Annotated in this window: 9 protein-coding genes and 2 pseudogenes; 6 read left to right on the top strand and 5 right to left on the bottom strand. The window is 54.4% G+C overall.

Features of this window, described 5'->3' with window-relative positions:
- Positions 1-401: 401 nt before the first annotated feature.
- Positions 402-746 (bottom strand): hypothetical protein, encoded by a 345-nt coding sequence (locus ATB1_RS24530; RefSeq protein WP_042662881.1) that lies wholly within the window; start codon positions 744-746, stop codon positions 402-404.
- Between the two features lie 104 nt (positions 747-850).
- Here ATB1_RS24530 and ATB1_RS06985 point away from each other — a divergent pair, with 104 nt between their 5' ends.
- Positions 851-1,918, top strand: a complete 1,068-nt coding sequence (locus tag ATB1_RS06985; protein WP_128081425.1) for a hypothetical protein — start codon at positions 851-853, stop codon at positions 1,916-1,918.
- Positions 1,919-2,134: 216 nt separating this feature from the next.
- Here the strand turns inward: ATB1_RS06985 and ATB1_RS20460 are convergent.
- Positions 2,135-2,371: pseudogene (locus tag ATB1_RS20460) on the bottom strand (tyrosine-type recombinase/integrase); the annotation flags it as partial.
- A 64-nt stretch (positions 2,372-2,435) separates the two neighbouring features.
- Here ATB1_RS20460 and ATB1_RS06980 point away from each other — a divergent pair.
- Complete coding sequence (locus ATB1_RS06980; RefSeq protein WP_042662877.1) at positions 2,436-3,602, top strand: ISH3 family transposase; 1,167 nt, start codon at positions 2,436-2,438, stop codon at positions 3,600-3,602.
- A 138-nt stretch (positions 3,603-3,740) separates the two neighbouring features.
- Here ATB1_RS06980 and ATB1_RS24525 read toward each other — a convergent pair whose 3' ends face one another.
- On the bottom strand, positions 3,741-4,025 hold the full coding sequence (locus ATB1_RS24525; protein ID WP_052367829.1) for a site-specific integrase: 285 nt from the start codon (positions 4,023-4,025) through the stop codon (positions 3,741-3,743).
- A gap of 1,157 nt (positions 4,026-5,182) precedes the next feature.
- Between ATB1_RS24525 and ATB1_RS06970 the strand changes: the two genes are divergently transcribed.
- Positions 5,183-6,109: a MarR family transcriptional regulator gene (locus tag ATB1_RS06970; protein WP_042662875.1), complete on the top strand. Its 927-nt coding sequence runs from the start codon at positions 5,183-5,185 to the stop codon at positions 6,107-6,109.
- Positions 6,106-6,909: a DUF6036 family nucleotidyltransferase gene (locus ATB1_RS06965; RefSeq protein ID WP_042662874.1), complete on the top strand. Its 804-nt coding sequence runs from the start codon at positions 6,106-6,108 to the stop codon at positions 6,907-6,909. The genes ATB1_RS06970 and ATB1_RS06965 overlap by 4 nt, the downstream gene beginning before the upstream one ends.
- Before the next feature lie 13 nt (positions 6,910-6,922).
- Here ATB1_RS06965 and ATB1_RS06960 read toward each other — a convergent pair.
- Positions 6,923-7,332, bottom strand: a pseudogene (locus ATB1_RS06960) (hypothetical protein); the annotation flags it as partial.
- Positions 7,333-7,550: 218 nt separating this feature from the next.
- Entirely contained in the window at positions 7,551-7,991 is a 441-nt protein-coding gene (locus ATB1_RS06955; RefSeq protein WP_042662872.1) for a hypothetical protein, read from the bottom strand.
- A gap of 1,055 nt (positions 7,992-9,046) precedes the next feature.
- On the opposite strand from ATB1_RS06955, the gene ATB1_RS06950 reads away from it, so the two are divergent.
- Both ATB1_RS06950 and ATB1_RS06945 read left to right on the top strand, forming a co-directional pair.
- Positions 9,047-11,107, top strand: a complete 2,061-nt coding sequence (locus ATB1_RS06950; protein ID WP_157837725.1) for a DUF262 domain-containing protein — start codon at positions 9,047-9,049, stop codon at positions 11,105-11,107.
- A gap of 133 nt (positions 11,108-11,240) precedes the next feature.
- Positions 11,241-12,845 carry an ion channel gene (locus ATB1_RS06945; protein WP_042662870.1) on the top strand — a complete coding sequence of 535 codons (1,605 nt, stop codon included), beginning with the start codon at positions 11,241-11,243 and terminating at the stop codon, positions 12,843-12,845.
- The last annotated feature ends 43 nt before the right edge of the window (positions 12,846-12,888 follow it).

The following is a 12,888-nucleotide window of genomic DNA, read 5'->3' as shown; positions in this document are numbered from 1 at the left end:
CAACGGCAGCGCGAAACGCCCGGGCCCGGCAGGAACGGTCTGCCCGCCGGAGCGCGCGCAACCCGAGCAGTCGCCCCCCAAACGTACCGACACGATTCACTTACCGAACACGTGAGGTAGCCTACCAACGAAAGCCCTCCTCAGTAGATGAGTGTCTGAAAGGATTGAGGACCGTATCCAAAGTACGAGTCGAGGAGACATTCGATGGGTTCAACCCCGATCTGGTCGCCCCCAAGCGGCGGCGAAGCACAGTTCAACCAAGGGAAGCGATCACGGTGGGCATCGAAGGTTGGAGTGCGGAGGAGTTCTTCCAAGCAACCTCTCGTGTTCCCTGTAGACTTCGCGGTGAACGAGTTTTGTTGTCGGCCTACCGAGCCAGCCTACCCGATGTTGTCCATTCGTCAGCCGACGAGCGTCACTCCAATCAGGCTCCCAACGCCGTCGGTGAGGACCGCAGCAGCGAGTCCAATTCCGACCTGACACAGTCCGGAAAAGAGCACGAACGCCCTGTGAGAAGCGTGATGCCGGCGCTGATAGCGAATATCCGAGATTGTTTCGTCGGTTTGCTGGTGGGGCTCCTCACCGGTGAGCAGATTGTGGTCATCGAGGAATGTGCGTCTGTCCTCGGTGATACCGAGGTTTGGCGGCTGAAAATCGGGAACAGAGGCGGAACAGTAGATCACCGCGTGTTTTTCGATGTCGACGATGATGGCCTGGTCTTTCTCGCAGTAGAACACTGGGACCACGCATACCAATAGAAAAACTCGTGGTTTTGTCGACTGGCTGGTAACAAAAATCCGGATTGGGTTTTATATTAGTCAGGTCAATAACACGTAGATAAGAACCAAGTATGGAAGACCAAACGCTATCCAAAGCTGTCAAACAAGGCTTAGAACCCCAACGTGGCAGAAAAAGAAGAACGCTACTCAAACAGCTCGGGGCTGCCAGTACAACACTTCTCGCAGCAGGATGTACAGGAAATGCACCACACGAAACAACAAATACACCTACAGAAACAACAGCTGAAAAAACAACCACAGAAGCCGTCGGAAACCAAACAACAGCAAGAAACCAAGGGCCAAAACTAGACATACCAGAATGGATAGGAAAAGACGAAGAAATATACAATCCAGAAGGAAACGTCGAAGAAACCCTAAGAATGACCAGAGGACAATCATCACGAGATAAGAACCCAACTAGACACAAAATGCTCGAAGATACCTACATCTCCGCAAACAACGTGATGGGAAGAAGCAACCGACGAGAAGCAGTCGCAATATGGAACGTAGCCGCCGACAACCTACACACAGAAGGCTATTACAACTTCAACGTAGGACAAGACACGCATATACTACCAGAACTCGGTATACTCAACGGAATCCTACAAAGCGGCACAGTAGTCTTCATCGATGAAAACGGCAACCAAAGATGTCAATTTATGGAACCCGACATAGGGGTGGAGCTAAAAGACGCCAAAGGATCAGAGGCATACACAGTAGAAGGAGACGACGTCTACGAACACGCATCATTCGCCTCAGGCCACGCAGTGGCAGGCTATCTAAAAGGGATAGGATACCTAGAAGACGATACAGAAACAACAGAATTCTGGGAAAACATACACACCAATGTCACTAAATCGCTGAACGGCATTATCCCAAGACAGAATGGTGTAGCTACAAACTTCCAGACACAATTAGAGGTCGGGAGACGAAGAACCAACCCCGATGAAGGAAACATAGTAGAATTCACCAGAGACCACCTAGATGCCATAAGACAAGCACAGAGACAGAGCCATGAAAGTGGAGTCGTTGAGCAGGTAATATACGAAAACGGCGAGTTCACACATCAACCAAGAAATCGCCAAGACATAATACGGGAATATGAAGAAGATCTCAGAACGTATGCCGAATCTATCTGACTCACCACCCGATCTGCCCACATCCTTCAGAAAGAACAGTTACTGTATTCTAACAAGCCAGTGAGATCAACTTCAAGAAAGACTTCTCAAAGAAAAAAGAACCAGATCAGTTGAACCAGACAACTCCGAAAACCGGCTTCTGAATCAGCCTTGAAACTGTTAACGACTAACCACCGTACTATGATCTCTGCCCCTCGAAAGGGTAGAGCGAGACAGTTAGTCGATGTTGTTGACCGCGTTGCTTTGCCGAGTCACTGAACTGTGTTCGTATTTTTCTGTGGTGCGCTTGGATTTGTGCCGGCACTGTGCGGCTGCGACAGCTAACCCTTCCTGTTCAGCTACGTACGTCGCCGTTGAGTGACGGATGCTGTAAGGCGTCAAATCCCGGTTCTCGAGGTCGAGGCCGGCTTCGGTGGCGATGGTGCGGAACACGGTTCTGAAACTGTCCTTGTTGTATCGGTTTCCATACTCAGTACATCACAAAGCCGGTTAGTTGAGACGTCTGCTTGCAGAAGGTGTGTTCAAAACCCAGCAAGCAGACGGTGAAATCCACGAGGACCAGCTCCTTAACTTCCTCGTCAATTCCCTTGACGAGGAAGTTGCTCTCACTCTCGGTGAAAACGCTGAACTTGATGCTGAAGACATCTACGAGGTCCTCGTCGGCGCGTGCGCCGACGGGACCTCGGTCTCAACGCTCTGTGAGAGAAGCGAAGATGCACCCCACAAAAACTCGGTTCTCTACCATCTCCGCACTAAATTCGACCTAGAGACGCTCGAACAAGTTGGCAACACGCTCCTCCAGAAAGACGTTCTTGACGTCCTCCCCAAGCAGGTGGAGGTCGTTTCAGACCTCCACCTGCGGCCCTACTATGGTGACGAAGATGACACGGACGGTCTCTATCACTCCCAAGCGAAGCGTGGAACCACTGCGTTCCACGCTTACGCGACACTCTACGCGCGTGTGAAGAACAAGCGCTACACGCTGGCGGTGCGCCGTCTCGAAGACGGCGACACCGCCAGCAGTGTCCTCGCTGAGTTTCTTGGTCTCCTCGACGGCCTTGACCTCGACGTCAAGGCCGTCTTTCTTGACCGTGAATTCTACGACAGCAAGTGTTTGACGCTGCTTCAGGCGCACAACCACGCCTACGTGATGCCGATCGTCCGCTGGGGAAAAACCATCAAGCAGGAACTCTCGGAAGGCTGGAGTCGCGTAATTCAGCACAGCCTGACGGCGAAACTCGACGGTCACAGCTGGACCGTCGAGTTTCCCGTCTACATCGACTGTACCTACCAAAACGGACGGTACGACGACCATGGCGTGGCGCGTCACGGCTACGCCGCTGACGCGCCGTTCATCGACTCACCACGAGACGCTCGATACCACTACGCGAAACGCTTCGGTATCGAGGCGAGCTATCGACTCTCTGAACAAAGCATTGCGACGACCTCGACACAAAATCCGGTCGTGCGGCTGTTGTACGTCGTGGTGAGCTTGCTGTTACAGAACGTCTGGCGGTATCTGCACTGGGAGTACGTGGCGACGCCCCGCCGAGGCGGGCGTCGCCTCTGGCAGTGGTCGTTCAAGGAGTTCACCAACATGATCCGACGGGCAGCGTGGACGGCCCTCGCGACGCGTCGGGCCGTCCCCGCAAACCGACCACCGGACGACCGGTTCCACCGGTAATCACCACCCAGACAGCCTCCAGCGGGAGTGGCGACGCTGTCGCGTCGGCGGCAGCCGCCGCCGACAGCGACGTCTCTGCATCGATTCGTTTCTGATTCTCTCGTCAAGACCGTCAGTGCAACCGCTTCGCCACAGAACTCAGGCTTCAGAAACAACTAGCCGAGGATGCTTTGTGAGGTACTGATACTTGGTCAGCCACAACGCAACCCGGCCGTTGTACTTGGATTTCTGCTTTCGTTCTTCTATCCAGCGTGAGAGGATGCTGCTGGTTTCGGGTTTCAATGCGACAATCCAGTTCTCCCGGTTTTTCGAAGATTCCTCTCGTGGAATCCGGAGTACGGAGTTGTCAACATCTACCCAGTGAATGTTCGCCCGGTTGATCTCGATGGGTCGGAGACCAGCGTCTAATGCGGTATAGATCATCGAGGTGTACTTGAAGCTGTTCGCCTGGTTCCAATCCGTTTTCGAGACCTATTCTTTGGGTTTTTGAAGGCGTCGTTGTGCGAGATAGATATTCCACTGTTCTCGCTCGGCAGGTGTTACAGAGTTATAGTGGGGTATACTGCCATATTCCATTGCGGCTTCTCGCAACCGCCTTCTATCCTGTTTGGTCAGGTAATCCCGTGGTTGGTAGCTTGTGGATGGATCACTGTATTCGATTTCAGGATTCCATTCAGTGTCTTGGTTGCGTGCGCAGCGTTTCCACTTGAACAGTGTTTGTGCTGCTTTCTGATAGTGGCATTTGGTGGATTCTTTGTGGTCCTGTCGTGCGAGGTATCGCATCCAGCTGTCAGCGTGTTTTGTCGTGAGTTCTTGGATGAATCGGCCTTCACGCTCCCAGACAAAACGGGAGAAGAGGTCTAGGCGGTTTATCCGGTTTTTGACCGTGCTGTGACTGTAGCCTTCGGCTTTACCCGGGTTTCCTCGAGTGCGAGCATCCATTCTGCGAGATCACGTCTGTGTTCGCGGTAGGTGAGTTCCTGGAGAGTTGGTTACGATCCGACTTCGGAGTGAAAGGGGATGAGGGAACCTTCTGACGTGTATCAGGTCGGGCACCCCGAGACACGCCAATGCTGGTGGGTTAGAGGCACTCAGCACGAGTGTAGCCGTTCACGGGTGTATTTAATTTGGCGATTGGGGCTATCCTTGAGATATCGATCGGAGATTTTGATCGTGAAACAGAGAGAGTACTGAGCCCACCGGTCGTGAACAAATCCCCTAGTCCACTCGTCGTTGACGATTCATGGAGATACGTATTACCAGTACCACACCGCAATTTCCAGTAAAGCACCTCAGTTTCGGTCTGCTAGGCCTCGGTGTGGCTTCGTCCGCAGTCCGCAGGTCCTGCCGATCGCTCACGGGCGTCTACGAACCTGTCACGTACGTGGCGACGATGTCGAGAGGAAGTCCTGATAGGGCAGTGGTGGTATGGAGGACACCATAGCTCAACTCAAGTTAACCAACATAGTCCACGGATCATAATTTTTGTTGGTTAAGACGATGTGGGGCGGTTCTCGCGATTACTGACTGTAACACTACTCGAAACTTCTTTATATATAAGTTTCGTACTATGTTACACCATGCTCCGGCGCATCGAACTCGAGGTCCTCGCCACGGTCGACCGCGGCGACACGATCTCCGAGCTCGCGACGAAGCTCGACCACAGCGAGAGCTACCTCTCCCGTGCCGTCGGCGACCTCGTTGAGAAGGGGCTCGTCTACACGGAACGCGATGGCCGGCGAAAACGCGTCGTCCCGTCGGATGCTCGCGCCGTCGAACTTTATCGAGACCTTGTTCGCCAACACTCCCACATCGAGTTCCCCGAGCTGCTAACCGGCAAGGCACTCGAGGTGCTGTACTACCTCGACCAGCCGCGAACCGTCTCCGAGATCGCCGACCGGAGCGACAACTACCGCAACACGGTCAACCGGATTCTCAAACGGTTCCGCGACCGTGGTCTCGTCGGGACGGCCGACGGCCACTACGAGTTCAACGCCGACTTCGACCGCCTCCACGCGTTCGCCCGTGAACTCGCACACCATCTGCATCGTCAACGCCTCGAAGCCGTCGCCCCGAAGGGCACGATTCTCTGGGAGGACTACGACGAATTCCTCGCCCAGGCCGAGACGGAGATCGACGCGGAGGCGTTCCACGAAACCGGCCTCGCTCGGTTCGCGGCTTTCGACCTCCAGTTCCTGCTCACCGGCCACCGCTACTACGTCTACTCCGAGGAACTCGACGCAGTCTCGCCGGCGGAGCTCTGCTGTCATACCCTCTTAATCGACGACGGCAGCCGCCACCGCTCGTACTGTCTCCTCCTGCTCAGCCACGTCGACGTCGACGAGGAGGACCTCCGAGCGCAGGCGGCGAAGTATGGACTTGAAGACGAGATCGACGCCTTGCTCCGCTACCTCGAGACCCACGGCGAGGTCGATGATGACTGGCTCCCGGCGTGGGATGAGTTCCAGGAGCTGGCGGCTGACTACGAGGTGCCACTACCACAATGAGACCAACATTCGGACGCGAGTACATCGAGAACGAATTCCAGCGAATCGGGGACGGGCTATCTGAACCGCTCACGGTCTACCTGATCGGTGGTGGCGCGATGTCGCTGCGCGACCTCAAGGGAGCGACGAAAGACATCGACCTGGTCGTCCCGGATGGCGACGCGTACGGCCAGCTGTGGGCCGTCCTAATGGACCTCGGGTATGCGGAGGTCCAGTCTCTGGATCCAGATTACCGGGCGCTGGGCGCGACGAGCTGTGTCGAGAACGACGATGGGTGTCGCCTCGATATCTTCAACCAGCAGGTCGCGAACAAGCTCGTGCTCACCGACGGGATGCAAGAGCGCAGCGAGCCGTTCCTCGACACGGATGGACTGACGGTCCGGCTGGTCAGCAACGAGGATATCTTTCTGTTCAAGGCGATCGCCGGTCGCGACGACGACATCGAGGACATGAATATGCTCGTGCAGGCCGGCCTCGATTACGACGTCGTCCGGGCTGAACTCGAAGCCCAGATCGAACGCCTGGGAGACGATCAGTTCGCCACGTTCGCGAACGAGGCCCTGGTCGAACTTGAGGAGCGGTATGGGGTGACCACGCCAATCGAGGCCCGCGTCCAGGAGCTCACGAATAGGTACTACCGGGGGCTCGAAGTCCTCCAGGCACTCGATGAACCGATGACCATCGACGAACTGGCCGCCGAACTGGAGCTGGATACCGACGAGGTTCGCGACCGGATCGCGTATCTCGCGACGTTCGACCGAGTCAAACGAGATGGCGACACAGTCCGTCCCGTGGAGTAGCTCACTCGTCGGCCTACTGGGAAGGAAGGCGGCCGTCTGGGCGGGGAACGCGGCCCCGTTTGATCTCGTGATCGACGCGACGCAGGTGCTTGCAGCCGCCTTCGGGTGAACGCTGCTGCCAGTCGGGACAGGTACATGATTCGTCGACGATGTCGACTTCGCACCTGTTGCCGGACGCGGACTGCACCTCGTAGCGGCCACCTTTCGAGAGAAGTGAGACGTCCATCGCTTCGGCGACGGCACGCTTCGTGAGGGGCTCAAGATCGTCCTGTGACTCTGGGTTCTTGTCAACGACCAGCCGGTCGCGAACGTCCCCCGTTCGACCTCCGTCGGGAGCGACGGCTTCTGCAGGGCCACTGAGCCGCTCGTGGAGCACTTCCTCCACCGATGGCCTTCCGGCCACAGGTAGTGGACCTCACGGCGCGCGCTCAGTTTGGTGACCTCCTCGACGACGACCATACTCGCACTCGACGAACAGTGCCCCGATAAAACCCGTCGCGACGGGCGTTCGAGCGGACCGGCCGCCAGGATACACTCACTCGAGGGACAGAGCGGTGGGTGGGGGCGAGGGAGTGGATCCAGCCCCAGAGTTAACCAACACGGTGTCGGTATCGGTTCGGAATGTTGGTTAAGTCTAGCCGCTACGGGTTCTGGAGCTCTCGAACTGGCGTCACGACGAAGGTATCTGGCTCGCTGGCTGCTTCTTCACCTGACCGCTCCGCCGTCGTTGACGCCGACCGCGTGAGCTGAGTGATGAGTTCGTCGCGAACGGTTCGTCGAGGGACGGTGGTCTCGTGCCAGCCCAGCCGGTCGTCGAAGTGCCGCTTCTGGAACTCCTCGCCGACGTCGTCGGCCGCGACGTACTGCGTCCGCGTCGACCGCCCGACCTGCCGGGAGATGAAGACGGCTCCCACGGCCTCGTGCGTGAGCTCGACGAGAGTACACTCCACGAGCGCGACGACCGACGCGTGATTCCGGTCGGTCGGAACCGTCATCTCGAGGTCCGCCCACGGCGCCTCACCGTCAGTGGTAGTTGCTGCGTGATCCGCTGCTCGTGTCTTACTGCGTTGTTCCGAAGCCATCGTCTATTGGGGGGCACGTGACGCGCCCCGCCACCCCCTCGCGGGGGCAACAGACCCCACCGAAACGCACCCTGTCAACCAATGCGCTAAATCTGATACTTCCGTAGTTCCGCTACCCCTGTGATGGCCCCTCGGCCTGAGAGAGCCGGCGGCCTTCGCACATTGCATATCGTCTCTTTCTTTGGACGAAAACCGCGATATGCAAGACAATATGACGTCCTCAAATCGAAGAAGAACCCCGTCGGGCCGATTTGAGGCGGTAGAAAATACCTCGACGAGTTCCAAAGTAATGATGTAATCTCAAAAATTGCTCGACGGCTGGGTAACGAAGGTGATTACGGCCGGATCTGGATACCTTGGAACCGCTGCATTACCTGTGCTGAGTCTCTCGAAGTCCTCCTGATCGGCCCTTATAATCGTGAAATACCCTCGGTTCTCCCAATTCCGGTCGTGTTAGCCTCTGAGAATTGCTCGACGGAAGTTCAGAAGAACCTAATTCTTGTCTGCAGTATAATTTTCGATATGCTGAGAGGAGCGGATCTGCTGGAACCTTCCTAACTCACACACCTGGCTTGCTGAACACATGGGATAAATGCAGAATGTTGCCAATGTTTGCTTCGCACCTTCGATAGAGAATTGGCCGTTAATTAGGTGTGCTCAACTACCACAGGGACTATGCCGTAATATCTAATATCTTTACCATGGACAGTGAAGATGCCCCATATATTGTCGGTGGAGAAGCGAATTCCTTGCCATTGTGCTAGCTACCTTCCTGCTCGGGGTTCTGCAGTCATTCACAATATTCGTAACCCGGACAGTCGGAGTCGATATTATTGCTGGTGCCGGAGGTTTTCTTCTGACTGGCTGGTCTCCCACACTGACTGTGCATACCCGCTCACGGGGCTTTCACCGACGGTAATATTGAATAATAGGATTTCAACGAAGCCATTCATCAGCAATAGATAGTACTCTCGTTTGCCCTGCTTCGTTTCTGCAGGTGCTACCCGACTTCAGAGCCTCCACAGTAACTGTCAGGGATTATATTTGCGTGGCTTGTGAGACGTTCATATGGCCAACCCGGGACCAGTTATGAGGGAGATATCGAACTAAGCCACTCACGGACGTCCGTTGAATCGATTCTTGGCCGCCTAGTAGACCCCTACCAATCTGATTCACTCACTGATGAAGCGCCGGTGTTCATCCCTTCCCTCCAACGGGAATTCTGCTGGGGGCTGGAAGATATTGAGGACCTCTTTGATTCACTCCTCCGCGGGTTGCCCATCGGGACGCTCCTGCTGTGGAACGCAACGGCTGACGATGCAGATCCAAACCAGGAAGCGAAATACAAATTCATTCGGCACTATGCAAATCGGTCGAACTTCCCCAATACGGACGCGCCGGAGACGGTCAACTATCATAGTGAGAAAGTAGCTACCGACGCGGCGTTTGAGTCCTACACGTTCGCTCTCGATGGGCAACAGCGGTTGACCTCGTTTCTGATCGCCCTTCGCGGGAGTTTCTACGACCACCGCTATCGGAAGCACACAGACAAATACAACTCATATCACCAGAAGCAGCTGTGTCTGGACCTCCTGACGGACCCTGACCGGTCACGACCGGATGACGCCCAAGAGAACATCTACCGCTTTGAGTTCCGCCGCGAGAGCAAGCAGGACTACGCAAACGAGGCCGACGCATACGACCTCGAAAATGACGAGTACTGGTTCCCGATCAACGCCGCTTGGCGTGACCACAACGAGATATCCGTTGACGGGCTCCTTTCACCAGCATCCTTCGGTGCCGATGAGTTGCCCGAGAGAGTCGCGGTGAACCTCGAGCGGTTGGAACGCGCCCTGACGGCTGAGCAAATCCCCTGTGAGGAAGTTCGGGACATGGTGAGTGAAGAGGCGCTTGAACTGTTCGTCCGCCGGAACAAGGGCGGTGAGGAACTCAGCAATTCCGATATCGCGTTCTCTCTGATTACGGTGTACTGGGACATGTTCGATGAGGATGGAAGCGACCCAAAGGACGTTTTTGAGAGTCGCGCTTCCCAGCTCACAAGCGAATTCAGCACGTACAGTTTCGGCTTCGGGAAGGGGTTCCTCATCAGGTCGTTGCTGTATCTGAATGGCGAGAAACCCTCGTTCGAACAGGACAATCTCGTTCCGGAAACGATTAGCCCACTTGAGGATGTTTGGGGAGACTCGTTCTTCGACACGGTTCGAATGGCGTTCACTCTCGTCACTCAAGAGTTCGGTTTAACTGGGAAGTGTCTCACCGGGAAAACCGCCCTGTTACCAATTATGCAGTACTGCTGGGAGGGGCGTGAGGATCTGGACTCCTACACCGATATCTCATCCGATGACCGGAGACGGATGGAGTACTGGCTTCAGCTGACCGTCTTGAACAACATCTTCAATGTGAGTTCCTCGATGAGCGTGCTGACTGATGTACGGGAGTACGTCGCTGCTGAGTCGTTCAACGTTGCTGCACTCCTCAAAGAGTACCGCGATGGCTCAGTTACCCTCGGGGTTCATGTAAGCGATACCGACACGCCAGCAGCTGAATCGGTCGGTCGCAGCGTCACGTCTCTGGTTACCGACGCCGACCACAGCTCTCGGACGACGGCTCGTAACTACCTCTTGACGAAACTCTATGCCGAACGTGGTGTCGGAAAGGATTTCGACCCTGACGATGACGCGATTACGCTACTGGAAATAGAGGCCAAAGACGACGTTACTTCGATCGAGATCGACCATTTCTACCCGGCAGGCAAACTCCGGAACAAGGATAACTATCTTGAAACCAAACTCACGGCGGCCGAACTGGACGCCGAGGAAATCGAGAGGATAATCTCGTTCTGTGATGAAAATGTGAACCAGTTTGCGAACTTCACACTCCTTCCTCACGGGGCTGGCAATCAATCGAAAGGTGAGAAGGACCCCGAAGATTGGCTCTCAAGTTCTAGCGTCGATAGACGGCTTGCAAAGGAGATTCACCACCTCCCGGACGCTGGCGCCTACACCTATCCACGGTATGAAGAGTTCTTGGAACATCGCCAAGATGCGCTGATCAACATTCTCGAAACAGAGCTCGTGGTAGAAGACAACCTCTGACTGGGACTGAGAAAACCAGCACCGCAATTTGAGTTTTCGACTTCCAATGGGCCTGTATTTTATCGCATTAGAGCTATGCTAACAAGGCAGCAGATGACGAAATATATTTGCAATGAAACAAACACGAAATAGTATGTGCGACCATGTATTCTCTCCTGAGGAGTGGGAGAGGACACATCAAACCAAGGCTGTCCCCGACGAACCGTTCGAATGTGGGGTAGAACCACTTGATGGAAAAGATTTCTGTCGATACCATATTGACACCTCAATTCGAAAAGAACACGACCTCTCTGATGAAGATGTATTCACCGAACTCCTTCAAGAGAGTCAGGATGTCTTCGGAGCAACATTCCAGTCAGTCAACCTAACCCCCGACTCTATTTCTGATATCGAAACGGACAGCACCGAATTGACGAACACAGTAATAGATTTTATCGAACTGAAGAACACTACCATAGATTTCGACTTTCGTGCTGTCCAATGTGTGTTCAAGAGATATCGGGAAAGTAAGACTACGGTTCAGGGGCGGCGTGAGTTTGTCGGCGTTCATTTCCGAAATCACCTCCATTATGCGCCGAATCGGACCTACGGTGAGACCACGTTCAACCGCTCACGATTTTCGACCCCGTTCCATCTTGAGGGCAGGTATGATGACTATTTCCGACTGAAGGCTTGCTATCTTAATAGGGAGCTGAAGGCCAGCCACACCGAATTTACCGAACGATTCCAAATTGAGAATGGGGCGATACGCGGCAATCTCCATTTCACGGGTGTTGACGCAAAACAGGATTTCATCATTAGGGATGTCGACCTACCCCGCAAAGTAGTCCTTTCAGAGTGTGACCTCCAAGAATTCAACTGCGACCCCGGGGGCGGACTTCCATCAGTAGTTGATCTCCGTGCTGGTACGACTGCCCACAGTGGCAATTTGATGGTGCCTGAGGGTGGTGGCGTCTTCTATGATTTACGCTACTGTACTATCGGCGATGTACAGCTTGATTTGATTCGGGGGACGCTCGGTGAGTATCTGTTTATGTGTACAAAATTCTCTAATTTCGACTTTATCCAGATAGAAGACCAACTGGAAAAGAATGGGTTTGACATCCACACGTTCGATTACCCCGAAGATTCACTCGACGAATCACCGATATACGAAACTGAAGACCGGTTAGTAAACGGACCTTACAGCAGCTCTACCCAACTCCAACACCAGGCGGAAACATACACCCGCGCTAAGAACGGCGCCAAGGCGCTAGGAGCGGACTCAATCGCATCCGGCTTCTTTGTCAAACAGAAGAAGGCAGAACATGCTAAGTTCGAGCAACAGCTCAGAGATACTGAAGACGGGAGTAAGGTGAAGAGTCTGCGCCGGAAGCTTTGGAAGAATAAGTTACTCAGATACTCCTGTAAGTATGGGGAGAGCCCGTGGTATCCTTTGGGTTGGTCCGTATTTGTACTCCCTGTCTCTGGCAGTCTCTATTCTCTTTTGGGAATCTCGACGCCGGACGGTGTACAGAAGATACTGCCTTGCTTCAGTGAATGTGGGCCTGCTACAGACGTTGGTGTTATTTGGCTAAAAGGTCTATATCTAAGTGCCGTAACGTTCACCTCCTTAGGATCCGCTATATATTCTCCTGGTTCCTCCCTTGCTCGATTTGTTGCTGGTACCGAAGCCCTTGCCGGGGCGTTTCTGATTGCACTCTTCGTCTTCACGCTAGGCAGACAAGTTAGCCGATAAACTTGGTTTCAGTCGTTCTAGACAAGGTTGAACGGTGGTACAT

This window comes from Haloferax sp. ATB1, from assembly GCF_000730175.1.
The sequence above is the reverse complement of the archived record's forward strand: the minus strand, read 5'-3'. Positions and strand labels throughout refer to the sequence as shown.

Bases quoted from the DNA above. Each gene is read 5' to 3' on its own strand.
- ATB1_RS06985 (WP_128081425.1), top strand. From the start codon at position 851: ATGGAAGACCAAACGCTATCCAAAGCTGTCAAACAAGGCTTAGAACCC.
- ATB1_RS06965 (WP_042662874.1), top strand. From the start codon at position 6,106: ATGAGACCAACATTCGGACGCGAGTACATCGAGAACGAATTCCAGCGA.
- ATB1_RS24525 (WP_052367829.1), bottom strand. From the start codon at position 4,025: ATGATCTATACCGCATTAGACGCTGGTCTCCGACCCATCGAGATCAAC.
- ATB1_RS06945 (WP_042662870.1), top strand. From the start codon at position 11,241: ATGTGCGACCATGTATTCTCTCCTGAGGAGTGGGAGAGGACACATCAA.
- ATB1_RS06955 (WP_042662872.1), bottom strand. From the start codon at position 7,991: ATGGCTTCGGAACAACGCAGTAAGACACGAGCAGCGGATCACGCAGCA.
- ATB1_RS06970 (WP_042662875.1), top strand. From the start codon at position 5,183: ATGCTCCGGCGCATCGAACTCGAGGTCCTCGCCACGGTCGACCGCGGC.